The organism is Pseudomonas sp. LD120 (assembly GCF_009861525.1).
Lineage (GTDB): Bacteria > Pseudomonadota > Gammaproteobacteria > Pseudomonadales > Pseudomonadaceae > Aquipseudomonas.
Window position 1 is genome coordinate 2,003,907 of record NZ_WVHL01000005.1, and the last position, 22,025, is coordinate 2,025,931.

Genomic DNA, 22,025 nt, shown 5'->3' on the forward strand with positions numbered 1-22,025 from the left:
GGACCCATGATGGCTGACGAAATTAACCCCCAGGACGACCAGGCGCTGGCCGACGAGTGGGCTGCTGCGCTGGAAGAAACCGGTGATGCCGGTCAGGCCGATATCGACGCCTTGCTGGCGGCGGATGCGGGTGGCGCGTCCAATCCTGGGCGCTTGCAGATGGAAGAATTCGGCAGTGTGCCCAAGAACCATGACCCGGTCACGCTCGACGGCCCTAATCTGGACGTGATCCTCGACATTCCGGTGTCGATCTCCATGGAAGTGGGTAGCACCGATATCAATATCCGTAACTTGCTGCAGCTTAATCAGGGCTCGGTGATCGAGCTTGACCGTCTGGCCGGTGAGCCGCTGGACGTGCTGGTCAATGGCACGTTGATCGCCCACGGTGAAGTGGTCGTGGTTAACGAGAAGTTCGGCATTCGTCTGACGGACGTGATCAGTCCCAGCGAACGCATCAAGAAGCTGCGTTAAGTGAATAAGCTGTTTGGCGTGTTGTTGACGCTGCCTTTCGGTGCGCTGGCGGCGGAGCCGGCGGCAACCGCTACCGCCGTGGCGGCGCCTGCGATGGGCAGCGTCAGCGGGCAGTTGACCCAGTTGGTGCTGGGCCTGCTGCTGGTGATCGGGCTGATTTTCTTCCTTGCCTGGCTGTTGCGTCGAGTGCAGCAGGCCGGTCCTGCCGGCAAGGGCCAGGTGATCGAGCTGATCGGTTCCCGGGCTCTGGGGCCGCGAGATCGCCTGGTGTTGGTGCAGGTAGGCAACGAGCAGATTCTGCTGGGGCTGGCCCCGGGCACGATCACGCCGTTGCATGTGCTCAAAGAGCCGGTGCAGGTGCCCAGTACCGAGCAGGCGACGCCCGAGTTCGCCCAGCGCCTGATGGAGCTGTTGGGCAAGGATCAGAAGGATAAGAAGTAATGCCGTTGCGCATCATCTTGATGTTGGCACTGATGCTGGCGGCGCCGCTGGCGCTGGCGGCCGACCCGTTGTCGATCCCGGCGATCACGTTGGGTACCAATGCCAGCGGCCAGCAGGAATATTCGGTCAGTCTGCAGATTCTGCTGATCATGACCGCGCTGAGCTTCATTCCGGCATTTGTCATGCTGATGACCAGCTTCACCCGGATCATCATCGTCTTCTCGATCCTGCGGCAGGCCTTGGGCTTGCAGCAGACCCCGTCGAACCAGATCCTCACCGGCATGGCGCTGTTTCTCACCATGTTCATCATGGCGCCGGTGTTCGATCGGGTGAACCAGGACGCGTTGCAACCCTACCTGGCGGAAAAACTCACGTCCCAGGAGGCAGTGGCCAAGGCCCAGGTGCCGATCAAGGACTTCATGCTGGCGCAGACCCGCAGCAGTGACCTGGAGCTGTTCATGCGCCTGTCCAAGCGCACCGACATCGCCAGTCCGGACCAGGCGCCGCTGACCATCCTGGTGCCGGCCTTCGTCACCTCCGAGCTCAAGACCGCGTTCCAGATCGGTTTCATGATTTTCATCCCGTTCCTGATCATTGACCTGGTGGTGGCCAGTGTGCTGATGGCGATGGGCATGATGATGCTCTCGCCACTGATCATTTCCCTGCCGTTCAAGATCATGCTGTTCGTTCTGGTGGATGGCTGGGCATTGATCATCGGCACCTTGGCGGGCAGTTTCGGTGGTGTTTAGAACCTTGTTTGCGGGTGATCGACAATGACTCCTGAAGTTGCGGTAGACCTGTTTCGTGAAGCCCTCTGGCTGACCACCATGATGGTGGCGGTGCTGGTGGTTCCCAGTTTGCTGGTGGGGTTGATGGTCGCCATGTTCCAGGCGGCCACGCAGATCAATGAACAGACCCTGAGCTTTCTGCCGCGCCTGCTGGTGATGCTGGTGACCCTGATTGTCGCCGGTCCCTGGCTGGTGCAAACCTTCATGGAATACATCCGTCAGTTGTACGGCAGTATTCCGCAGTTGATCGGCTGACCGATGTCGTTGCTGGCACTGACCGATACCCAGATCAGTACTTGGGTGGCCAGCTTCATGCTGCCGCTGTTCCGGGTCACCTCGCTGCTGATGGTGATGCCGATCTTTGGTACCACTCTGGTGCCGCGTCGCGTACGCCTGTATTTCGCTCTGGCGATCACTGTGGTCATCGCGCCGGGCCTGCCGCCGATGCCCGCAGTGCATGCCCTGGATCTCAGCGGCCTGCTGCTGGTCGCCGAGCAGATCCTGATCGGCGCGGTGCTGGGGTTTTCCCTGCAGTTGTTCTTCCAGTCCTTTGTGGTCGCCGGGCAAATCGTGGCAATCCAGATGGGCATGGGCTTTGCTTCCATGGTCGACCCCACAAACGGTGTCTCGGTGGCGGTGATCGGGCAGTTTTTCACCATGCTGGTGACCTTGCTGTTCCTGGCCATGAATGGGCATCTGGTGGTCTTTGAGGTACTCACCGAGAGCTTCACCACCTTGCCGGTGGGCGGTGGCCTGATGGTCAACCATTACTGGGAGCTGGCAGGCAAGCTTGGTTGGGTCATGGGGGCTGCGCTGTTGCTGGTGCTGCCGGCGATCACGGCCCTGCTGGTGGTCAATATCGCCTTTGGTGTGATGACCCGTGCGGCGCCGCAACTGAACATCTTCTCTATCGGTTTTCCCCTGACCCTGGTGCTGGGCATGGGCATTGTCTGGGTCAGTCTGGCTGACATTCTCAATCAGTATCAGCCGCTGGCCTCTGAGGCCCTGCAGTTTTTGCGCGAACTGGCAAAGGCGCGTTGAGTCATGGCAGAGAGCGAAAGCGGTCAGGACAAAACAGAAGAGCCCACGGAGAAGCGTAAAAAGGATTCGCGGGACAAGGGTGAGATCGCTCGTTCCAAAGAGCTCAATACCCTGGCGATCATGCTCGCGGGGGCGGGAGGTCTGCTGGTCTATGGCGCGGGCCTGGCCCAGGACCTGCTGGAGATTATGCGCCTGAACTTCTCTTTGCCTCGTGAGGTGTTGCTCAGCCCCGAGGCCATGGGACTGTATCTGCTGCACTCGGGCAAAATCGCCATTCTGGCGGTGCAGCCGGTGTTGTTGACCTTGTTGCTGGCGGCCGTGATTGGTCCGATTTCCTTGGGGGGCTGGTTGTTTGCTGGCAAAAGCCTGGCGCCCAAGTTCAGTCGGATGAATCCGGCGAGTGGTCTTAAGCGGATGTTCTCCACCAACGCGTTGATTGAGCTGCTCAAGGCCTTGGCCAAGTTTGGCCTGGTGTTGTTTGTGGCGCTGTCGGTGCTGTCGTCGGACATCGATGACCTGCTGCGCATTGCCCATGAGCCCCTTGAGCTGGCGATTATCCATAGCGTCCAGGTGGTGGGCTGGAGTACGTTGTGGATGGCTTGTGGCCTGATTCTGATCGCGGCGGTGGACGTGCCGGTGCAGTTGTACCAGGCCCACAAAAAACTATTGATGACCAAGCAGGAAGTGCGCGACGAGCACAAGGATCAAGAGGGGCGTCCCGAGGTCAAGCAGCGCATTCGTCAGTTGCAGCGCGAGATGTCTCAGCGTCGGATGATGGCGGCGATCCCGGAGGCCGATGTGGTCATCACCAACCCGACTCACTATGCCGTCGCCCTCAAGTACGACGCTGAGAAGGGCGGCGCGCCGGTGTTGCTGGCCAAGGGCAGCGATTTCCTGGCGCTGCAGATCCGCGAGATCGCGGTGGCTCATGAAGTGATGTTGCTGGAGTCGCCGGCCCTGGCACGCTCGATCTTCTACTCCACGGAGCTAGAGGAAGAGATTCCCGCGGGGCTGTACCTGGCTGTGGCTCAGGTGCTGGCGTACGTGTATCAGATCCGTCAGCACCGTGCGGGCAAGGGTAAGCGGCCCGACCCGCTCAAGGATTTGCCGATTCCGGCGGATTTGCGGCGCGATACCTCGGGCAAGCCGTCATCCACTGATCCCATCGATCCGCTGTAGGACCGGTTCGGCGAGTACGCCTTCAGGTTCGAGCGTTCGCCAGAAAAATGGCTAATCGCTATCACTGCGTTTCTTCATCCCTTCGTGGGCCGGCTCGGCGTTGGCCCGGCTGCTTGGTTTGCGTGCGACGTGGAGCCGGTCCAGATTCGCGCGCGGCCTGCTGATTCGCAGCCTGGATGAAAGTTGGAAGGCTTCTTGCAATAGCCGCCCTGTGCCGCTTCAGGCGTCAAAAGTTTGCTTTACGGAACGGGGTAAATCGGTGGATCGCTCTCAGTTAATCAACACGGCTCGCAGCAACCTGGCTGACCTCGGTCGAGGCAACTTGGGTGTGCCGCTGCTGTTGTTGGTCATGCTGGCCATGATGATGTTGCCGGTGCCGGCGTTCCTGCTGGATGTGTTCTTCACGTTCAACATCGCCTTGTCGATCGTGGTCCTGTTGGTCTGCGTGTACGCCCTGCGGCCGCTGGACTTCGCGGTGTTCCCGACCATTCTGCTGGTGGCGACCCTGTTGCGACTGGCGCTCAACGTGGCTTCGACCCGGGTGGTGATGCTCCACGGCCAGGAAGGTCACGCCGCTGCCGGTAAGGTGATCCAGGCCTTCGGCGAGGTGGTGATCGGTGGTAACTACGTGGTCGGTATCGTGGTCTTCGCGATCCTGATGATCATCAACTTCGTGGTGGTGACCAAAGGTGCCGGGCGAATCTCCGAGGTAAGCGCGCGTTTCACCCTGGACGCCATGCCCGGCAAGCAGATGGCCATCGACGCCGACCTCAATGCCGGTTTGATCGATCAGGGTCAGGCCAAGTTGCGCCGTCTTGAGGTGGCTCAGGAGGCTGAGTTCTACGGCTCCATGGACGGTGCCAGCAAGTTCGTCCGGGGTGACGCCATCGCCGGCTTGCTGATTTTGTTCATCAACCTGATTGGTGGAATCGCGGTCGGTATTTTCCAGCACCACATGAGCTTTGCCGAGGCGGGCAAGGTTTACGCGTTGTTGACCATCGGTGACGGTTTGGTGGCGCAGTTGCCCTCGCTGTTGCTGTCCACCGCTGCGGCGATCATGGTCACTCGCGCCTCGGGCTCCGAGGACATGGGCAAGCAGATCAATCGGCAGATGTTTGCCTCGCCCAAGGCGTTGGGGGTCGCGGGCGGTCTGATGGCGGTGATGGGGATGGTGCCGGGCATGCCGCACTTCTCCTTCCTGAGCCTGGCTGCTGTGGCTTGCGGCGCGGCTTACCTGGTTTGGAGAAAGCAGAATCAGGTCAAGGTCCAGGCCCTAGAGGAGGTTCAGCGCCAGCAGGATCTGCTGCCTTCACCGGCTCGCGCCCTGGAAACCAAGGAGCTGGGCTGGGATGACGTGACCCCAATCGACATGATTGGCCTGGAGGTCGGCTACCGCCTGATTCCTCTGGTGGATCGCAACCAGGGCGGGCAATTGCTGGCGCGGATCAAGGGCGTGCGCAAGAAGCTCTCCCAGGACCTGGGTTTCCTGATGCCCACGGTGCATATCCGCGACAACCTGGACCTGGCCCCCAGCGCCTACCGCTTGACCCTGATGGGGGTAATTCTGGCCGAGGCCGAGATCTATCCGGATCGCGAGCTGGCGATCAATCCGGGGCAGGTGTACGGCACCCTCAATGGTATTTCCGCTCGGGACCCGGCCTTTGGCCTTGAGGCGGTGTGGATCGAGATCAGTCAGCGGCCACAGGCGCAGTCCTTGGGCTACACCGTGGTGGACGCCAGTACCGTGGTTGCCACTCACTTGAACCAGATTCTGTACAAGCACTCCAGTGAGCTGATTGGCCACGAAGAGGTTCAGCAACTGATGCAATTGCTGGCCAAGAGTTCGCCGAAGCTGGCCGAGGAGTTGGTGCCGGGTGTGCTGTCGTTGTCGCAGTTGCTTAAGGTGCTGCAAGCGCTGCTGGCCGAACAGGTGCCGGTACGGGACATTCGCAGCATCGCCGAGGCCATCGCCAACAATGCCGCCAAGAGTCAAGATACTGCCGCTTTGGTTGCGGCGGTGCGTGTCGGATTGTCCCGCGCGATTGTCCAAAGCATTGTAGGCACTGAGTCTGAGCTACCTGTGATCACCTTGGAACCAAGGTTGGAACAAATTTTGCTCAGCAGTTTGCAGAAGGCAGGACAAGGCCAGGAAGAAGGCGTTCTGCTGGAGCCAAGCATGGCTGAGAAGCTGCAGCGCTCGTTGATCGATGCGGCGCAGCGTCAAGAGATGCAAGGTCAACCGGTGATTCTGTTGGTGGCGGGTCCGGTCCGCGCAATGCTCTCGCGGTTCGGCCGTCTGGCGGTCCCGGGATTGCATGTGCTGGCGTACCAGGAAATTCCCGACAACAAGCAAGTGACCATCGTTGCGACAGTAGGGCCCAACGGCTGAGGTAGTGGGTTATGCAAGTTAAGCGTTTTTTCGCCGCCGATATGCGTCAGGCCATGAAGCTGGTTCGTGATGAGCTGGGCGCTGAAGCCGCCATCATCGGCAATCGGCGTATCGCCGGGGGCGTCGAGTTGACGGCGGCCCTGGATTACAAGTTGTCAGCCTTGTCGCCGCGGGTTCCGAACATGGAACTTGAAGACGAGCTGCGCAAGACTCAGTCGCGGATCGTCACCGCCCAGGCTGAGCTGAGCCTGCGGGGCGAGGGCGACAGCGCCTCGATCACCAATCGCCAGTTGTTCGCCGGTCTGCCTTTGACGGCGGCCGAGCCGCTGATCGAGCCGACCCTGAGCGAACGCCCGCGTCCGGTGCCGGTGCCCGCTGCGGCGGCGACCGATAGCCGCGCCCTGGATTCGATGCGTTTCGAACTCAACGGTCTGCGTGAGCTACTGGAAGTCCAGCTCGGCTCGCTGGCCTGGAGTCAGTTGCAAGGTAGTCGTCCTGAGCAGGCCAACCTCTGGCGCCGCTTGCAGCGTATCGGTCTGTCCGGCCCGCTGGCCCGCGATCTGCTGGCGCTGATTACCGAGATTAAAGAACCTCGTCAGGCCTGGCGCATGCTGCTGGCGCACTTGGCTCGGATGATTCTGACCCCTGAGGTCGAGCCTCTGGAAGAGGGTGGAGTGATCGCCATGGTCGGCCCGGCCGGCATGGGCAAAACCACCACCCTGGCCAAGCTGGCGGCGCGTTATGTGCTCAAGTACGGTGCGCAGAACATTGCGTTGGTGAGCATGGACAGTTTTCGCATCGGTGCTCAGGAGCAGCTCAAGACCTTGGGGCGCATCCTCAATGTTTCGGTAACCCACGTCGATCCTGGTCAGTCCCTGGCTCAGGCTCTGGACCCGCTGCTGCGCAAGCGAGTGGTGCTGATCGACACCGCTGGCCTGCAAGCCAGTGATCCGGCGTTGCGCATGCAGCTGGAAAGCCTGGCCGGTCGTGGCATCAAGGCAAAAAATTATCTGGTGCTTGCAACCACTAGCCAGAAACAGGTTCTAACGGCGGCTTATCACAGCTACAAGCGCTGCGGCCTGGCCGGTTGCATCCTGACCAAGCTGGATGAAACCGCCAGCCTTGGCGAGGTGTTGAGCCTGGCTATCGGTCATGAACTGCCGGTGGCCTATCTGACCGATGGACCGCGGATCCCTGACGATTTGCACCTGCCTCGCAGGCATCAGTTGGTGAGCCGCGCCGTGAGCGTACAGATGCAGGAAGAACCCAGCGAAGAAGCCATGGCCGACATGTTCGCTGACCTCTACCACAGCCCCAACAAGCGGGTTGGTTGAGGTGAATTTTGAATAGATTGCAGTGTATCTACATCGATGGCCTGCCATGCATTGTTCCAATGGTGAACGCGCAGCCAGTTATGTGGCCCCGTCTAAGTAAGACAAGGTAAAGAAAGAACATGGGCAGCATGCATCCCGTACAGGTGATTGCGGTGACCGGCGGCAAAGGTGGCGTCGGCAAGACTAATGTGTCAGTGAACTTGTCCCTGGCTCTGGCTGAGCTCGGTCGTCGAGTCTTGCTGCTGGACGCTGACCTGGGGCTGGCCAACGTCGACGTGCTGTTGGGCCTGACCCCCAAACACACCCTGGCGGATGTGATCGAAGGGCGTTGCGAGCTGCGTGATGTGCTGCTCCAGGGACCTGGCGGCATCCGCATCGTTCCGGCCGCTTCGGGCACGCAGAGTATGGTGCACCTGAGTCCTGCCCAGCACGCTGGCTTGATCCAGGCTTTCAGCGACATCGGCGACAATCTCGATGTGCTGGTGATCGACACCGCTGCGGGTATTGGTGATTCTGTGGTCAGCTTCGTTCGCGCGGCCCAGGAAGTGCTGCTGGTGGTCTGCGATGAGCCCACCTCGATCACCGATGCCTACGCGCTGATCAAATTGCTCAATCGCGACTACGGCATGAACCGCTTCCGGGTCCTGGCCAACATGGCTCAGAGCCCTCAGGAAGGGCGCAACCTGTTTGCAAAATTGACTAAGGTCACGGACCGCTTCCTGGACGTGGCCTTACAATACGTCGGCGCAGTTCCCTACGACGAAAGCGTGCGCAAGGCCGTGCAAAAGCAGCGTGCGGTCTATGAGGCCTTTCCTCGTTCGAAGTGTGCATTGGCGTTCAAGGCCATCGCGCAAAAAGTCGATACCTGGCCGTTGCCGGCAAACCCTCGCGGGCATCTGGAGTTTTTTGTCGAGCGGCTAGTGCATCAAACAGCGGGACCGGTGCTATGACTGCCAGTGGCTACAACCTCTACAAGAAGTCCGCGCGTGACAGTCAGTACGAGTTGATCGAGCGCTATGCGCCTCTGGTCAAGCGGATTGCCTACCACCTGTTGGCGCGGTTGCCAGCCAGTGTTCAGGTGGAAGACCTGATTCAGGCCGGGATGATCGGTTTGCTTGAAGTGTCGACCAAATACGACGCGAGCAAGGGCGCGAGTTTCGAGACTTATGCGGGTATTCGTATCCGCGGGGCGATGCTCGACGAGGTTCGCAAAGGTGACTGGGCACCGCGTTCGGTGCACCGTAATACGCGCATGGTCAGTGATGCCATTCGCGCAATTGAAGCGAAAACCGGTCGCGACGCTAAAGATCACGAAGTTGCGGCCGAACTTCAATTGAGTCTCGACGATTATTACGGGATTTTGAACGACACCTTGGGCAGTCGGCTGTTCAGTTTCGACGACCTGTTGCAGGACGGCGAACATGAAGGGCTGCACGAGGATGGCGCCAGTGCTCATCTCGAGCCGTCACGGGACCTGGAGGATGAACGTTTTCAGGCCGCGTTGGCGGACGCGATTGCCAATTTGCCGGAGCGCGAGCGACTGGTGTTGGCGCTGTACTACGACGAAGAGCTGAACCTCAAGGAGATTGGTGAGGTCCTGGGGGTCAGCGAGTCGCGGGTCAGCCAGTTACACAGCCAGTGCGCAGCCCGTTTGCGGGGGCGTTTGGGGGAGTGGCGAGCGCGCTGACAGGCAGTGTGGGGACACTGCGACCAAGACCGGTGCGGCCAGGCGCAGTACCGGTCTTGCAGTATGTGCTCCATGCAGTTGTTGTGTGTTATGCCGGATTGATTGAATGGCGCGTTCAGGTGCTGAATGCGTTTAAGACTGCTTGGAGGTCGAATTGGACAAGAACATGAAAATCCTCATCGTTGATGATTTTTCAACGATGCGGCGGATCATAAAAAACCTGTTGCGTGATCTGGGTTTCACCAACACGGTCGAGGCCGATGATGGCACTACTGCCATTCCGGTACTCAACAGCGGGAGTATCGACTTTCTGGTAACGGACTGGAACATGCCGGGCATGACCGGTATTGACCTGTTGCGCCATGTCCGCGCCGACGAAAAGCTCAAGCACCTGCCAGTGTTGATGGTGACCGCCGAAGCCAAGCGCGAACAGATCATCGAAGCTGCTCAAGCTGGCGTAAACGGCTATGTAGTTAAACCATTCACGGCTCAGGCGCTGAAAGAGAAGATCGAAAAGATCTTTGAACGCATCGGTTGATCTGCGTAGCCATTCCGCAACGGGGGAGCTATGGAGCATAACGAATCTTCACTGGGCGACTTTGAGTCGACCCTGAAAAAACATGCGCTGGAACTGGTCGATAGCCTTGAGAAGGGTCGGTTCGGCGAAGCGGTGCAATTGATCCATGAGCTCAATCAGACCCGGGACCGCGGCCTGTATCAGGAAGTGGGCAAGCTCACCCGCGAGTTGCATAGCGCGATCGTCAATTTTCAGATTGACCCGCACATGCCGCAAGCCGAGGAAGTTTCACAGATCACGGATGCCACTGAGCGCCTGTCCTATGTTGTCCGGCTTACAGAAGCCGCGGCCAATCGCACCATGGACCTGGTGGAGAGCAGCACCCCGCTGGTCAACGGCCTGAGCACCGAAGCCCAGGCCTTGAGCGCAGACTGGGGGCGCTTCATGCGACGCGAGGTCGGAGCCGAAGAGTTTCGCGAGCTGGCACGTCGGGTTGACAGTTTCCTGACGCGTAGCGAGCAGGATACCCGCGCCGTCTCGGGCCACCTCAACGATATTCTGCTCGCGCAGGATTACCAGGACCTGACCGGTCAGGTGATCAAGCGCGTGACCCAGTTGGTCACGGAAGTCGAAAGCAATCTGCTCAAACTCGTCCTGATGGCCAGTCAGGTTGATCGTTTTGCCGGCATCGAACACGACCGTCAATCGATCCTCGCTGAAAAAGATCCGCAAAAACATCTCGCCAAGGGTGAAGGTCCGCAGATTCATGCCGATAAACGGGAAGACGTTATGTCCGGTCAGGACGATGTAGACGATTTGCTTTCCAGCCTTGGATTCTAGGAGCACCCATTAATGAGCTTCGGCGCCGATGAAGAGATCCTTCAGGATTTCCTGGTTGAGGCCGGCGAGATTCTAGAGCAACTGTCCGAACAACTGGTCGAGCTTGAAAGCCGACCAGATGATGCGGATTTGCTCAATGCAATTTTTCGCGGTTTTCACACTGTAAAAGGGGGCGCCGGCTTCCTCCAGCTCAATGAGCTGGTGGAGTGCTGCCACATCGCCGAGAACGTCTTCGACATCCTGCGCAAGGGTGAGCGACGGGTCGACTCGGAGCTGATGGACGTGGTGCTTGAGGCTCTGGACGCGGTGAACGGCATGTTCAGCCAGGTCCGCGAACGTACCGAGATTACGGCGGCAACGCCGGAGCTGCTGGCCGCGCTGGCGCGCCTGGCAGAGCCAGCGGGTGCCGAGCCCGCAGCGCCTGTCGTGGAGGAAGCGGTTGAGCCCGTTACCGAGCCAGTGGCGGAAGCTCCATCGGGGGATATCACGGACAACGAGTTCGAGCTTTTGCTCGATTCGCTCAACAGCGCCAAGGCTGGCGTAGAGGTTGCGCCTGCCGCACCTGCCGCTCCGGCGGTGCAAGAGGGCGAACCTGGCGGCGATGAAATCACGGATGCCGAATTTGAGTCCCTGCTTGATCAGTTGCATGGCAAAGGCCAGTTCGCCCCGGATGCCGTAGCTCCGGCTGCGCCGAGTGCTGCCAGCGGCGCGGCTGCCGGCGGTGACGAAATCACGGATGACGAATTCGAAGCTTTGCTTGATCAGTTGCATGGCAAGGGCAACTTCGCGGTCGACGCTCTGGAGTCGGCGGCGCCAGCGGCCGCAGCGCCTAGCACGCCAGCGGCCGGCGCAGACTTGATCACCGATCATGAGTTCGAATCCCTGCTGGATGAGCTGCACGGCAAAGGCAAGTTCTCTGAAACCCCGGTAACTGCCAAACCGGCGGTTGCGGCCAGTGCGGCACCCGCGGCGAGCGCTGCTGCAGTGGCCACGCCGGCGGCCAAGAAGCCCGAGGCCAAGGCCGAAGCACCGAAGCCCGCGGCGGCGCCTGCTGCGGCACCGGCCCGTGCGGCCGCCGCGCCGGCCGAGAAACCGGCCAGCGAAGCAGAAACCACGGTGCGGGTGGATACCGCGCGCCTGGACGAAATCATGAACATGGTGGGCGAGTTGGTGCTGGTGCGTAACCGTCTGGTGCGCCTGGGCCTCAACAGTGGCGACGAAGCCATGTCCAAGGCCGTGTCGAACCTCGATGTCGTGACCGCCGATTTGCAGACTGCGGTGATGAAGACCCGCATGCAGCCGATCAAGAAGGTCTTCGGGCGCTTCCCGCGTCTGGTTCGCGACCTGGCCCGGCAGTTGAAGAAAGAGATCAACCTGGAACTGGTGGGGGAAGAAACCGACCTCGACAAGAACCTGGTGGAGGCCCTGGCCGATCCGTTGGTGCACTTGGTGCGCAACGCGGTGGACCACGGTATCGAGTCGCCTGAAGAGCGTGAAGCATCGGGCAAGTCCCGTGGCGGTAAGGTGGTACTGGCGGCGGAGCAGGAGGGTGACCACATCCTCTTGTCGATTTCCGACGACGGCAAAGGCATGGACCCGAACGTCCTGCGCGGCATCGCCGTCAAGCGCGGTGTGATGGACAAGGACGCCGCCGATCGCCTGAGCGATACCGAGTGCTACAACCTGATTTTTGCCCCGGGTTTCTCTACCAAGACCGAGATTTCTGACGTTTCCGGTCGTGGCGTGGGCATGGACGTGGTGAAAACCAAGATTTCCCAGCTCAACGGTTCGATCAACATCTACTCGACCAAGGGCCAGGGCTCGAAGATTGTCATCAAGGTCCCGCTGACCCTGGCGATCATGCCGACCCTGATGGTGATGCTGGGTAACCAGGCGTTCGCTTTCCCGCTGGTCAACGTCAATGAGATTTTCCACCTCGATCTGTCCCGCACCAACGTGGTGGACGGCCAGGAAGTGGTGATCGTACGCGACAAGGCATTGCCCCTGTTCTACCTCAAGCGTTGGCTGGTCAGTTCTGCCGCTCATGAAGAGCAGCACGAAGGCCACGTAGTGATCCTTTCGGTGGGCACTCAGCGGATCGGCTTTGTCGTCGATCAACTGGTGGGTCAGGAAGAAGTGGTCATCAAGCCCTTGGGCAAAATGCTTCAGGGAACCCCGGGCATGTCCGGCGCCACCATTACCGGTGATGGCCGTATTGCGCTGATTCTCGATGTTCCGAGCATGCTCAAGCGTTACGCCGCACGGCGTATTTGATTCGGCGGGGAGGGGCGGTTGGCCTCGCCCCACCTAACGGAGTGTTTATGGCAGTCAAAGTCCTGGTGGTGGACGATTCGGGTTTTTTCCGCCGCCGCGTCTCGGAAATTCTTTCAGCAGATTCGAATATCCAGGTCGTCGGTACGGCGACCAACGGTAAAGAGGCGATTGATCAGGCCCTGGCACTCAAGCCGGATGTGATCACCATGGACTACGAGATGCCGATGATGGATGGCATCACCGCCGTGCGGCACATCATGCAGCGTTGCCCGACGCCGGTGCTGATGTTCTCGTCCCTGACCCATGAAGGCGCGCGAGTGACCCTTGATGCGCTGGACGCCGGGGCAGTGGATTTCCTGCCGAAGAATTTCGAAGACATCTCGCGCAATCCCGAGAAGGTCAAGCAGTTGCTGTGCGAGAAGGTGCACAGTATTTCGCGCAGTAATCGCCGCTTCAGCAGTTACAGTGCGCCGCAACCGGCTGCGGCTCCCGCGCCGGCCGCTTCTAGTTTCAGCAGTTCGGTGCGTCCGGCGCCGGCTCCCGCCCGCGCCGCGGCCTCCGCTCCGGCATCCCCGGCGCCCAAGCGCAAGGCTTACAAGTTGGTGGCCATTGGCACCTCTACCGGTGGTCCGGTGGCATTGCAGCGGGTCCTGACCCAACTGCCGGCTAACTTCCCGGCCCCCATTGTGTTGATCCAGCACATGCCGGCGGCGTTCACCAAGGCGTTTGCCGAGCGCCTGGACAAGTTGTGCCGTATCAGCGTCAAAGAGGCCGAGGATGGCGATATCCTGCGGCCAGGCCTGGCGTTGCTGGCCCCTGGCGGCAAGCAAATGATGATTGACGGTCGCGGCGCGGTGAAGATTCTTCCTGGTGATGAGCGTCTGAACTACAAGCCATGCGTGGATATCACCTTTGGCTCCGCAGCCAAGTCCTACAGCGACAAAGTTCTGGCGGTGGTGCTCACCGGTATGGGCGCTGACGGTCGCGAGGGCGCGCGCCTGCTCAAGCAGGGCGGCAGTGCTGTATGGGCTCAGGATGAAGCCAGCTGCGTGATTTACGGCATGCCCATGGCTATCGTCAAAGCCAATCTGGCGGATGCGGTGTACAGCTTGGACGACATCGGCCGGCACTTGGTCGAGGCTTGTCTCTGATGGATGTGCTGAGCCTTATCGGGATCATCATGGCGTTTGTCGCCATCATTGGCGGCAATTACCTCGAAGGTGGTCATCTCTCGGCTCTGGCTAACGGTCCCGCCGCGCTGATCGTGCTCGGCGGCACGATCGGTGCGGCCTTGCTGCAGTCGCCCTTGAGCGCTTTCAAGCGGGCCATGCAAATTCTGGTGTGGATTCTGTTTCCGCCCCGGGTCGATTTGTCCGGTGGCGTCGACCGGGTGGTCAACTGGAGCCTGACCGCGCGCAAGGAGGGGCTTCTGGGCTTGGAAGGCGTCGCGGATGCCGAGCCGGATAGCTATTCGCGCAAAGGCCTGCAGTTGCTGGTAGACGGCGCTGAGCCGGAAGCCATTCGCAGCATCCTGGAGGTGGACTTTTACACCCAGGAAAGTCGTGATATCGAGGCGGCCAAGGTGTTCGAGAGCATGGGCGGCTACGCGCCGACGATCGGCATCATCGGTGCGGTAATGGGGCTGATTCACGTGATGGGCAACCTGGCCGACCCGTCGCAATTGGGCAGTGGCATTGCCGTGGCTTTCGTCGCCACTATCTACGGGGTGGCCAGTGCCAATCTGGTGCTGCTGCCGATCGCCGCCAAACTCAAGTCCATTGCCTTGCGTCAGTCGCGTTATCGGGAAATGTTGCTCGAAGGCATCTTGTCGATTGCCGAAGGTGAAAACCCTCGCTCCATTGAGTTGAAGCTGCAAGGCTTCATGGACTGACTATGGCCCGTCGTCGCCACCAAGAAGAACATGTCAACCACGAGCGCTGGTTGGTTTCCTACGCCGACTTCATTACCTTGCTATTCGCATTTTTCGTGGTCATGTATTCCATTTCTTCGATCAACGAGGGCAAGTACAAGGTGATTTCCGAGGCGCTGATCGGGGTCTTTACCGACTCCGATCGCAGCCTTAAGCCGATTCCCATTGGGGATGAGCGCCCCAAGACGGTGACCCCGGCCAAGCCGTTGGTCAAGGACAGCGATCAGACCGACGCTGGTATCGCCGGGGCCAGTGATCCGTTGAAAAGCATCGCCGATGATATCAGCGCGGCGTTCGGTGACTTGATCAGCTCCAGCCAGATGACGGTGCGCGGCAACGAGCTGTGGGTGGAGATCGAACTTAACTCCAGTCTGTTGTTCGGCAGCGGCGATGCGATGCCCAGCGACCAGGCGTTCACCATCATCGACAAGGTCGCGGCGATCCTCAAACCTTTCGATAACCCGATTCATGTCGAAGGGTTCACCGATAACCAGCCGATCCGGACCGCGCAATATCCAACCAACTGGGAGTTGTCCTCGGCCCGTTCGGCGAGCATCGTGCGCATGCTGGCGATGCAGGGGGTGAATCCGGCGCGGATGGCTTCGGTGGGCTACGGTGAGTTCCAGCCAGTGGCCAACAACGCCACCGCCGAAGGTCGGGCGCGTAATCGCCGGGTCGTGCTGGTGGTCTCGCGTAATCTGGATGTGCGTCGCAGCCTGACCGGCACCGGCACTGCCAATGCGACACCGGATGCGGCGCTCAAGCGTGCTGGCACACAAACTGCACCAACCCCGGTGAAAACGCCGGTACGGGGGAGCGCCGTCAATTCCCCGTCGCCCGTTTTATAAATTAGCGCTATGTCTCGCCCCGCTGTGGCCGGGCGGGAGGAACCAACCGAATGAGAGTGTGGGCAGTTGCCAATCAAAAGGGTGGTGTTGGTAAAACCACCAGTTCCATCGCTTTAGCAGGCTTGCTGGCCGAGGCGGGCAAGCGCGTGGTTGTGGTCGATCTTGACCCCCACGGCTCCATGACCAGCTATTTCGGCTACGACCCGGACAGCCTGGAGCACAGTAGCTACGATCTGTTCCTGCACAAGGGCAATGTGCCCCAGGACCTGCCGGGGCAGTTGCTGCTGGACACCAGTCATGAACGTATTTCGTTGTTGCCGTCGAGCACCGCTCTGGCCACCCTTGAGCGCCAGTCGCCGGGGCAAAGCGGTTTGGGTCTGGTAATCGCCAAGAGCCTGGCGCAGTTGTGGCAGGACTTCGACTACGCGGTCATCGACAGTCCGCCATTGCTCGGTGTGTTGATGGTCAACGCCTTGGCCGCCAGCCAGCAACTGGTGATCCCAGTGCAGACAGAGCACTTGGCGGTCAAGGGCCTGGAGCGCATGGTCAACACCCTGGCCATGGTCAACCGCTCACGCAAGCAACCGCTGCCGTTTGCCATCGTGCCGACCCTGTTTGACCGTCGGACCCAAGCCTCCCTGGGCACCTTGCGGATCTTGCGTGACAAATTTCCCGAGGCCATCTGGCAAGGCTACATCCCGGTGGATACCCGCCTGCGTGACGCCAGTCGGGCTGGGGTCACGCCCTCGCAGTTCGACGGCAAAAGTCGCGGGGTACTGGCCTACAAGGCCTTGCTCAAGCACCTGCTGGCCCAACAACTTGTGGCGCAGGTGGCTTGACGTGAAGCGTTATTCAAGTGGTTCGACGACCTGGCCGATAACCCTTACAGGTCACTGTATCGGGGTCTTTGCGTGGGCATCCTCATGAACCGTCCTCTGGATATCAAGAGCCGTCCGCAGTTGGCGCTGCAGTCTTACCTGGACGCTTTGCTGCAAGACGCCACCGAGGAGGAGCTGGCGCCCGAGACGCCCGTGGCGGTTACTCCGCAGGCCGTGGTGGAGGCTTCCAGCGAAGTGCTGGATGAGTTCCAGGCGGCGGTGCTGGAAGAGCAGGCTCGGGACGCGCGGAGTCAGCAGCAAGCCGCGCCACGGGGGCAGGCTGAAGTGCCGGCGGCGATCAGCGCCCCTCTAATGGACGCTCCCGCGCCGCTGCCGGCGTCGATCTCGCCGGTGGTGCCGATGCTTCAGGCGCTGGTGCCGCCGGTGGTTGAGGTGCACTTGCCGCCGAGCAATACACCGCCTCCGGCAGCCGTTGATGACCGTCCCAGTTGGGCGGCGGAGCCTTTTGAATGCCTGCTATTCGATGTTGCCGGCTTGACCCTGGCGGTACCTTTGGTGTGCCTGGGGTCGATCTATTCTCTAGCAGGGCAGGAATTGACACCGCTGTTCGGTCAGCCGGAGTGGTTCCTCGGTATTCTGCCGAGCCAGGCCGGTAACCTGAAGGTGCTGGATACCGCTCGTTGGGTTATGCCGGATCGCTATCGTGATGATTTCCGCCAGGGCTTGCAGTACGTGATTTCGGTTCAAGGCTATGAGTGGGGGCTGGCGGTGCATCAGGTCAGCCGCTCGCTGCGCCTGGACCCCAATGAAATCAAGTGGCGCAGCCACCGTGGGCAGCGCCCGTGGCTGGCCGGCACAGTGATTGAACATATGTGTGCCCTGCTTGATGTCGCTGAACTGGCCGAGTTGATCGCCACCGGTGGCGCCAAGCAGATGGCGATCAGTCAGTCGGCCCATAAGCCGAAGTGAACCAACAACAGGCCTTGCCCGTCGGGCACGGCCACACAGAACACACGCCGTTTTCAACGGTTTTTTGAGGGGTCAGGGTATGAATAAGTCGTCGTCTGCACAGGGTTCCGAAGATCCGATCCTGCAATGGGTCACCTTCAAGCTCGATAACGAGTCCTACGGGATCAACGTGATGCGTGTTCAGGAAGTTCTGCGCTACACCGAGATTGCCCCGGTGCCGGGTGCGCCGAGCTATGTGTTGGGGATCATCAACCTGCGGGGCAACGTGGTGACGGTGATCGACACACGTCAGCGCTTTGGTCTGGTGCCCACCGAAGTCAACGACAACACCCGTATCGTCATCATCGAGGCCGACAAGCAAGTGGTCGGGATCATGGTCGACAGCGTGGCGGAAGTGGTTTACCTGCGTCAGTCGGAAGTCGAGACCGCACCGAATGTCGGTAACGAAGAGTCGGCCAAGTTCATTCAAGGCGTCTGTAACAAGAATGGAGAACTGCTGATTCTGGTTGAGTTGGACAAGATGATGAGCGAAGAGGAATGGTCGGAACTGGAGAGTATCTGATTGATCCTCGAGGTAGCGGTGATTGTCCTGGCGGTCCTTTGGGTCGCCACTTTGGCTCTGTTTCTGTCCTATACCCGTAACCAGCGTCAGATCGCCGCCGAGCAGGCAGAAGGCGATGCGCTGCGCGATCAGCGGATCAAGGAGCTGGCCAAGCGCGTCGACCACTATCAGAACGGTACGGTGCGCATGGGCGAGGATCTGCATGAGTTGCGCGCGGTGGTAGCGCCGTTGCCGGACAAGCTGGCCCAACTGGAGCAGCGTGACCCTTCCAGCCTGTCTTTTGCCCAGGCCGCGCGCTTGGTGGGCATGGGCGCCAGCGTGGACGAACTGACCCAGTCCTGCGGCCTCACCCAGGCCGAGGCGGAACTGGTCAGCAAGCTGCACAAGGGGTGAATGGCAGCGGCAAGCTCCAAGTCGCAAGCTGCAAGTTCCAGGTCGCCAGCTTGAAGCTTGTAGCTCGCAACTTGCAGCTGTTTTCCTTCAGTAGTCGTCGCCGCGCTCGGTGACGTCCTTTTCCAGTGCCACCTGTTGCGGATCATGCCCGGCTGGGAACTTACCCTTGAGGTTCCAGGCGAAGGCGATGATCTCGGCGATGGTCCGGTACAGCTCCGGCGGAATGCTTTCGCCCAGTTCCAGTCGTGCCAGCAGCTTCACCAGCTCGGCGTTCTCATAGATCGGTATTTCATAATCCCGAGCAATCTTCAGGATGGCTTCAGCCAGTTCGTCGTCGCCCTTGGCGGTGAGGGTCGGTGCTTGCTGGCCGTCATACTTGAGGGCAATGGCTTGGCGCGGTGCGGAAGATTGTTTCATGCGGTTTCGTCGACCCAGCGTTGTTCCAGTCGGGTTTGTGGGCCCTGCGGCGGGATGCCGAGGTGGCAATCCAGGTCACCGACGTTCAGCCCGCAAGCCAGCAAGCGTTCGCGCAGGTTGCCCAGGTGGCTTTCAATCAGGCTCGCCGTGTAGGTGCGTTCGGCCCAGAGCTGGCTGGACAGGCGCCCTTGAATCAGTTGTGCCTGGACCTGCAAAGGCCCCAGGGGCTCCAGGTCGAACGCCAGATCGATCCGCCACAGGGCCAGCTTGGGCTCGGGGTCTTCGCGTTTTTGGTGTGCCTCCGGTTCCGGTGCCTCTTCGCGTTGCAGTTTGACCTGCAAAGGCACGATGTCCTGCAGGTTGCGCATGGGGATCTCCAGCTGCCAGGTGGTCAATTGTCGACCATCTTCGGTCTGGCCGCGCTGTTCCAGGCTGGCCAGTTGATGGCTTTGCAAGCGTGACACGGCGGCAGCGGCCAGGCGTAGCAGGTGTTCCAGGTCGCCTTCACCTTCCAGGCTTTGCAGCAGCCGCGACGGCAGGGGGAAGCCGCTAGGGGGCGTTTTGGCGCTGACCTGGCCGAGCGTGCCCAGGGCGCTGCGCACGAAACTGGGCAGCGACTGGGCCAGGGTGTTAGCGGCGATGATTGCATTGAAGCTGGTGGAGGCGGGCAGGCCAGGGGTCAGTTGGGCAATCAATCGCAGCAGATCGCCCTTCATGTCAGGGGCCTGTCCAGGGTTGGCGCCGGCCAGCAACTTGGCCTCCAGAAACACGCCGCTGCCCAGCAGTGCCTGGGCCAGCCCGCGGGGGGTGCTCAGTTGCTGTGGGCCGGGAAGGCCCGCCAGTAGGCGTTCGACGGCGGCGCGCAGATCGACTGCGGATGTCGTCAGTGGGCGGTCCTCAGGCAGGTTCTGCAGGGCGCTGATCAGTTCGCTCAGCGAGCCTTGGCGGCTCTGCTGGCCGGCCAATTGAGCTGCGATGGCCAGTTGTTCCTGACGATTGCTCAGCGGCACCAGGTTCAGGGTGTGGGCGTCCGAAACCACCGCGTTGAGCAAGCTGCCGATACGCAGTGGTTGCGGGCTATCGATACTCAGCGTGGCCCCGCTCTGAGCGGTATTGAGCAGGCTGACCAGCGAGCGATAGATCGCAGGCTGGTTGCTGCCCTGGGGGAGTGTCTGGGTGGTCAGCACCTTGCCCTGGAGCAGGGTGCCCGGGGGCAGTTGCGTGGTGTCCAGGCGGGTCAGGGCCGCGACATTGCTGGCGATCGCCTGCTGTACGGTAATCACCAGGTTGTTCGCTGAAGGTTGAGTCACCGCCAGGCTGGTGCCTTGGGGTAGCGGTTGGTTGCTGGTGGCTTGCAGCGTGGTTTGCCGGCCATTGTCCAGGGTGACTTTGAGCAGCAGTTGGAAGGTTTGATCAGTCTGCTTGAGCGACAGTACTTCAGCCTTGGCGCTCTGGCCGGCGGCAATCAAGCCCTCCAGTGGCTGTGCCAGCTTGAGTAGTTCGCCGCTGATCGGCTGCGCACGTGAGGCTCCGAGAGCAGGCGCCTGGGGCAGCGGAGGGAGGTTCATTTCGCCTGACATTCGGACACAACCTGTGGAAATTAGCGCCCTTTAGAGTAGGCCTTCGCATGTATAATGCCGCCCGTCTTTGGCGCAGTGGTGAAAACATTGCAAATGTTTGACGCAGCTCTCTAGAGCAGGCCGCCAATCCATTTATTCTGCACCCTTTTAACGGCCGTCCCACTGCCGACTTGAACCCGTAAAGGCTCGCTATCCCTTGACCAGCCCCCTTCTTGAAGCCGTAGCACTCGCCTGTGAGCGCGATTGGCGGATGTTGTTTGAACACCTCGATTTGCGTCTGACGGGCGGCGACATGGTGCAAATCAGTGGCCCCAACGGCAGTGGCAAGACCAGCCTGCTGCGTTTGCTCGCCGGCCTGATGCAACCCACCAGCGGTCAGGTCCTGCTCAATGGTCAGCCCTTGCATGCTCAACGTGCCGAACTGGCGCGCAACCTGTTGTGGATCGGCCATGCCGCGGGAATCAAGGATGTGCTGACTCCCGAGGAGAATCTCAGCTGGCTCTGCGCCCTGCACCAGTCGGCAACGCGCGAGGCTATCTGGCAGGCGCTGGCGGCCGTCGGCCTGCGCGGCTTCGAGGACGTCGCCTGTCACACCCTGTCCGCCGGTCAGCAGCGTCGTGTGGCCCTGGCCCGACTGTATCTGGACGGGCCGGCACTGTGGGTCCTCGACGAACCCTTCACCGCCCTGGACAAACAGGGGGTGGCCCAGCTCGAGGAGCACCTGGCCAATCATTGTGAGCGTGGCGGCATGGTGGTGCTGACCACTCACCACACGCTGACCCGCATGCCGTCGGGCTACCGCGATCTGGATCTGGGGCGGTGGGCGGCATGAGCGTCTTTGCCCAATTGCTGGTCCGTGAATCACGCTTGCTGTTCCGACGTCCGACGGAGCTGGCCAACCCCCTGGTGTTTTTCGCCATCGTCGTTGCACTGTTCCCATTGGCCGTGGGACCTGAGACAAATCTGTTGCAAACCTTGTCTCCGGGGCTGGTCTGGGTAGCGGCTTTATTGTCCGTCCTGCTCTCGCTGGACGGGCTTTTTCGCAGTGATTTCGAGGACGGATCTCTTGAACAGTGGGTCCTTTCGTCGCACCCCCTGCCTCTTCTGGTTTTGGCCAAGGTACTGGCACACTGGGCGTTTTCCGGATTGGCACTGGTTTTGCTCGCGCCTTTGTTGGCGCTGATGCTGGGGCTGCCTGCCGCCTGCCTGCCGGTGCTGTTGTTGTCGTTGTTGCTCGGCACGCCGGTGCTCAGCTTGCTGGGGGCGGTGGGGGCGGCGTTGACGGTGGGGCTCAAGCGCGGCGGGCTGTTGCTGGCGCTGTTGATCCTGCCCTTGTACATCCCGGTATTGATTCTCGGCAGTGGCGCTTTGCAGGCGGCATTGCAGGGCATGCCGGCCACCGGTTATCTGCTATGGCTTGGGAGCCTGACCGCCCTGGCAGTGACCCTTACACCCTTTGCAATAGCGGCTGGCCTGAAGATTAGCGTCGGCGAATAATGAGGTCTGGTTGTTTTTTAACCAGTAAA

Annotated in this window: 24 protein-coding genes; 22 read left to right on the top strand and 2 right to left on the bottom strand. The window is 60.6% G+C overall.

Annotated elements, in window-relative coordinates:
* Window positions 1-9 precede the first annotated feature (9 nt).
* The 20 genes from fliN to PLD_RS23560 all read left to right on the top strand — a co-directional run bounded on the left by fliN (window position 10) and on the right by PLD_RS23560 (window position 18,502).
* Window positions 10-471, top strand: coding sequence for a flagellar motor switch protein FliN (gene fliN / locus PLD_RS23465; protein ID WP_159897002.1), 462 nt, complete (start codon window positions 10-12; stop codon window positions 469-471).
* Window positions 472-912 (top strand): flagellar biosynthetic protein FliO, encoded by a 441-nt coding sequence (gene fliO, locus PLD_RS23470; protein ID WP_159897004.1) that lies wholly within the window; start codon window positions 472-474, stop codon window positions 910-912. It abuts the gene before it with no gap.
* The gene (fliP, locus tag PLD_RS23475; protein WP_159897006.1) at window positions 912-1,661 is read left to right on the top strand and encodes a flagellar type III secretion system pore protein FliP; all 750 of its coding nucleotides are present in this window, start codon (window positions 912-914) and stop codon (window positions 1,659-1,661) included. Before fliO ends, fliP begins: the two co-directional genes overlap by 1 nt.
* 24 nt (window positions 1,662-1,685) lie before the next feature.
* Window positions 1,686-1,955 (top strand): flagellar biosynthesis protein FliQ, encoded by a 270-nt coding sequence (gene fliQ / locus PLD_RS23480; RefSeq protein ID WP_011059988.1) that lies wholly within the window; start codon window positions 1,686-1,688, stop codon window positions 1,953-1,955.
* Window positions 1,956-1,958: 3 nt separating this feature from the next.
* Entirely contained in the window at window positions 1,959-2,741 is a 783-nt protein-coding gene (gene fliR, locus PLD_RS23485) for a flagellar biosynthetic protein FliR (protein WP_159897008.1), read from the top strand.
* Window positions 2,742-2,744: 3 nt separating this feature from the next.
* Window positions 2,745-3,920 carry a flagellar biosynthesis protein FlhB gene (gene flhB / locus PLD_RS23490; RefSeq protein WP_159897010.1) on the top strand — a complete coding sequence of 392 codons (1,176 nt, stop codon included), beginning with the start codon at window positions 2,745-2,747 and terminating at the stop codon, window positions 3,918-3,920.
* A gap of 259 nt (window positions 3,921-4,179) precedes the next feature.
* The gene (gene flhA / locus PLD_RS23495) at window positions 4,180-6,309 is read left to right on the top strand and encodes a flagellar biosynthesis protein FlhA (RefSeq protein WP_159897012.1); all 2,130 of its coding nucleotides are present in this window, start codon (window positions 4,180-4,182) and stop codon (window positions 6,307-6,309) included.
* 11 nt (window positions 6,310-6,320) lie between these two features.
* Window positions 6,321-7,643 carry a flagellar biosynthesis protein FlhF gene (flhF, locus tag PLD_RS23500; protein WP_159897014.1) on the top strand — a complete coding sequence of 441 codons (1,323 nt, stop codon included), beginning with the start codon at window positions 6,321-6,323 and terminating at the stop codon, window positions 7,641-7,643.
* A 119-nt stretch (window positions 7,644-7,762) separates the two neighbouring features.
* A complete protein-coding gene (gene fleN / locus PLD_RS23505) occupies window positions 7,763-8,593 on the top strand; it encodes a flagellar synthesis regulator FleN (RefSeq protein WP_011060002.1) in 831 nt (276 codons plus the stop codon).
* Entirely contained in the window at window positions 8,590-9,330 is a 741-nt protein-coding gene (gene fliA, locus PLD_RS23510; RefSeq protein WP_011060003.1) for an RNA polymerase sigma factor FliA, read from the top strand. The genes fleN and fliA overlap by 4 nt, the downstream gene beginning before the upstream one ends.
* Window positions 9,331-9,496: 166 nt before the next feature.
* A complete protein-coding gene (locus PLD_RS23515) occupies window positions 9,497-9,868 on the top strand; it encodes a chemotaxis response regulator CheY (RefSeq protein ID WP_003183998.1) in 372 nt (123 codons plus the stop codon).
* Between the two features lie 30 nt (window positions 9,869-9,898).
* Window positions 9,899-10,687: a protein phosphatase CheZ gene (locus PLD_RS23520; protein ID WP_159897016.1), complete on the top strand. Its 789-nt coding sequence runs from the start codon at window positions 9,899-9,901 to the stop codon at window positions 10,685-10,687.
* Window positions 10,688-10,699: 12 nt separating this feature from the next.
* Window positions 10,700-12,961, top strand: coding sequence for a chemotaxis protein CheA (locus PLD_RS23525; RefSeq protein WP_159897018.1), 2,262 nt, complete (start codon window positions 10,700-10,702; stop codon window positions 12,959-12,961).
* Window positions 12,962-13,008: 47 nt separating this feature from the next.
* On the top strand, window positions 13,009-14,112 hold the full coding sequence (locus PLD_RS23530; protein ID WP_159897020.1) for a chemotaxis response regulator protein-glutamate methylesterase: 1,104 nt from the start codon (window positions 13,009-13,011) through the stop codon (window positions 14,110-14,112).
* Window positions 14,112-14,852 carry a flagellar motor protein gene (locus tag PLD_RS23535; protein ID WP_159897022.1) on the top strand — a complete coding sequence of 247 codons (741 nt, stop codon included), beginning with the start codon at window positions 14,112-14,114 and terminating at the stop codon, window positions 14,850-14,852. The genes PLD_RS23530 and PLD_RS23535 overlap by 1 nt, the downstream gene beginning before the upstream one ends.
* 2 nt (window positions 14,853-14,854) lie before the next feature.
* On the top strand, window positions 14,855-15,739 hold the full coding sequence (gene motD / locus PLD_RS23540; RefSeq protein ID WP_159897024.1) for a flagellar motor protein MotD: 885 nt from the start codon (window positions 14,855-14,857) through the stop codon (window positions 15,737-15,739).
* Between the two features lie 50 nt (window positions 15,740-15,789).
* On the top strand, window positions 15,790-16,578 hold the full coding sequence (locus PLD_RS23545; RefSeq protein WP_159897026.1) for a ParA family protein: 789 nt from the start codon (window positions 15,790-15,792) through the stop codon (window positions 16,576-16,578).
* Between the two features lie 84 nt (window positions 16,579-16,662).
* Complete coding sequence (locus PLD_RS23550; protein WP_159897028.1) at window positions 16,663-17,547, top strand: CheW domain-containing protein; 885 nt, start codon at window positions 16,663-16,665, stop codon at window positions 17,545-17,547.
* 79 nt (window positions 17,548-17,626) lie between these two features.
* The gene (locus PLD_RS23555; protein WP_011060011.1) at window positions 17,627-18,109 is read left to right on the top strand and encodes a chemotaxis protein CheW; all 483 of its coding nucleotides are present in this window, start codon (window positions 17,627-17,629) and stop codon (window positions 18,107-18,109) included.
* Window positions 18,110-18,502, top strand: a complete 393-nt coding sequence (locus tag PLD_RS23560) for a DUF2802 domain-containing protein (protein WP_159897030.1) — start codon at window positions 18,110-18,112, stop codon at window positions 18,500-18,502.
* 87 nt (window positions 18,503-18,589) lie between these two features.
* Here the strand turns inward: PLD_RS23560 and PLD_RS23565 are convergent, their stop codons facing one another.
* Window positions 18,590-18,919 carry an EscU/YscU/HrcU family type III secretion system export apparatus switch protein gene (locus PLD_RS23565; RefSeq protein WP_159897032.1) on the bottom strand — a complete coding sequence of 110 codons (330 nt, stop codon included), beginning with the start codon at window positions 18,917-18,919 and terminating at the stop codon, window positions 18,590-18,592.
* Window positions 18,916-20,499, bottom strand: coding sequence for a flagellar hook-length control protein FliK (locus PLD_RS23570; protein ID WP_159897034.1), 1,584 nt, complete (start codon window positions 20,497-20,499; stop codon window positions 18,916-18,918). Before PLD_RS23570 ends, PLD_RS23565 begins: the two co-directional genes overlap by 4 nt.
* A gap of 196 nt (window positions 20,500-20,695) precedes the next feature.
* Here PLD_RS23570 and ccmA point away from each other — a divergent pair, with 196 nt between their 5' ends.
* Both ccmA and ccmB read left to right on the top strand, forming a co-directional pair.
* Window positions 20,696-21,331, top strand: a complete 636-nt coding sequence (gene ccmA, locus PLD_RS23575) for a cytochrome c biogenesis heme-transporting ATPase CcmA (RefSeq protein WP_159897036.1) — start codon at window positions 20,696-20,698, stop codon at window positions 21,329-21,331.
* Window positions 21,328-21,996 (top strand): heme exporter protein CcmB, encoded by a 669-nt coding sequence (gene ccmB / locus PLD_RS23580; protein ID WP_159897038.1) that lies wholly within the window; start codon window positions 21,328-21,330, stop codon window positions 21,994-21,996. The genes ccmA and ccmB overlap by 4 nt, the downstream gene beginning before the upstream one ends.
* Window positions 21,997-22,025: the final 29 nt, after the last annotated feature.